The 1,805-nt window shown below is 70.0% G+C and carries 2 protein-coding genes; both read left to right on the forward strand.

Annotated elements, in window-relative coordinates; all coding sequences use genetic code 11:
- Positions 1-1,322, forward strand: a 1,322-nt coding sequence (locus IG178_RS16775; RefSeq protein ID WP_193213729.1) for a transglutaminase-like domain-containing protein, incomplete at its 5' end; no start/stop codon positions are given.
- A gap of 52 nt (positions 1,323-1,374) precedes the next feature.
- On the forward strand, positions 1,375-1,805 hold a 431-nt coding region (locus IG178_RS16780), incomplete at its 3' end, for an HAD family hydrolase (RefSeq protein WP_193213730.1).

Below are 1,805 nucleotides of genomic sequence, written 5' to 3' on the forward strand. Positions count from 1 at the left end.
ACCATCAGCGCCGGCCCTTGCCGCGGCGGACGAACTTGAAGCCGGGCAACCGGCCAGAGGTTTTCCTGCGGCCGCTGGATGGCACCGCGACGGAGCAGCTGCTGAGGCGGCGGATCTACGTCGAAGCCTTCGCGCTCGATCGCTACGAGTCAGGCGCGTGGGGCAGCGGTGGCGGGCCGCCCGAGGTGCTCGTCGCCCGGGCCGACGGCTGGCTGCGGCTGGGCGAGACGCGGGCCGGCGAGGGCCTCGAATGCGAGATTTTCCATGCCGCCGATCATCCGACGGGCAATCCCCTGACGGCGGTCCAGGGAGTGGTGGCGGCGGATGTTCCGGAGCTGACACGGTTCGGCGACGGACTGCACCTGCTGCCGCCACCGGGCGAGGAAGGCTATCAGTATCGCACGGTTTCCAAGCCGTTGTCGCTGGACGATCTGCCGCGTGGAAGCGGCACCGGAACGCCCGCCGGGGCGGCACCCGGGTTGCTGGCACTGCCACCGGGCCGGCTCGGCGAGAGGATCGCGGGTCTCGCGGAGCTGGCGGCGGGCGAAGGGACCACGGTGGAGCGCTTGCTGCGGCTGCGCGGGCACCTCCGGACGACGCTCGGGTATTCGCTGCAAACCGACAATGTGAAGGACCTCGATCCGATCGAGAATTTCCTCTTCGACGAACAGCGCGGGCACTGCGAATTCTTCGCCACGGCCGGAGCCTTGCTGGCGCGGTCGATCGGGGTGCCGGCGCGGGTCGCCTACGGATGGTCGGGAGGGACCTTCTACGAAGGGAGTAGTTTGTTCGTCTTCCGGGCCCGCGAGGCGCACGCGTGGACCGAGGTGCTGCTGGATGGCTACGGCTGGACGGTGCTCGATGCGACGCCGCCGGGAGCCCTCGAGCACGAGCTGGCCGAGACCGCCGCCCCGGAGGAACAGCCGCCCGGCGCCTCGGAACTGTTGGAAGCGGAGGACGAAATGCCGGTCGCAGGGAACGGCGGATTGAAGCTGCCGCTGATGCTGGCGGCGGGCTTCGCGGTGCCGGCGCTGCTGCTGTTGGCATGGCGCGGTCGTCGGGGCACGGCGACGGGCGGGTCGGCCGCCGGAGCGGAAGCGGCCGAGGCGGGGTACTTCGCGGCCTTCCGCCGGGCGAGCCAGCGCCACGGACGGCCCTTGGCCCGCGCGCGCACGCTGCGGCGGCACCTGGCGGACCTGGAGGATGCCCCCGATTTTGCCCTGGAACTGCAGCGCTACCACTACGCGGTTCGCTACGAAGGGATGGCCGCGGATCCACGCCTGGAGCGGCGCTTGAGGAAGTCGGCGGAAGAGTGGTCGTAGCCCGGTGTCGCGTGGCTTGCGCGGTGCCCGGGCCCGGCTGCATGCTCGGCCCATGGCGCTGGCGGCGGTGATTTTCGACTTCGATGGCGTGGTGATTGATTCCCACGAGGCACACGAGCGTTCCTGGTTCGCGTTGGCGGAGGAGCTCGGTGAAACCCTGACCCGCGAGACCTTCGTCGCCACCTTCGGCCAGCGCAACGAAAGCATCCTGCCGCTGCTCGGCTGGGCGCACACCGCGGAGCGGATCCAGGAGTTGGGCGACCGCAAGGAGAGCCTTTACCGTGAGATCCTGCGCGCGGAAGGAATCGAGCCGCTGCCCGGCGTGGCGGCCTTGTTGGAGGAGCTCGGCGAGCTCGGCATCCCGTGCGCGATCGGGACCTCGACGCCGCGGGCGAGACCCTATGGCTGCGACTTGAAGCAGTCGGCCGCCACCGGGTTGGGTTCGGGGTTTGGAAAGAGGTGCCGTGTCTGGTTCAAATCGTG

This window comes from Neoluteolibacter marinus, assembly GCF_014904755.1.
GTDB classification, from domain to species: domain Bacteria; phylum Verrucomicrobiota; class Verrucomicrobiia; order Verrucomicrobiales; family Akkermansiaceae; genus Haloferula; species Haloferula marina.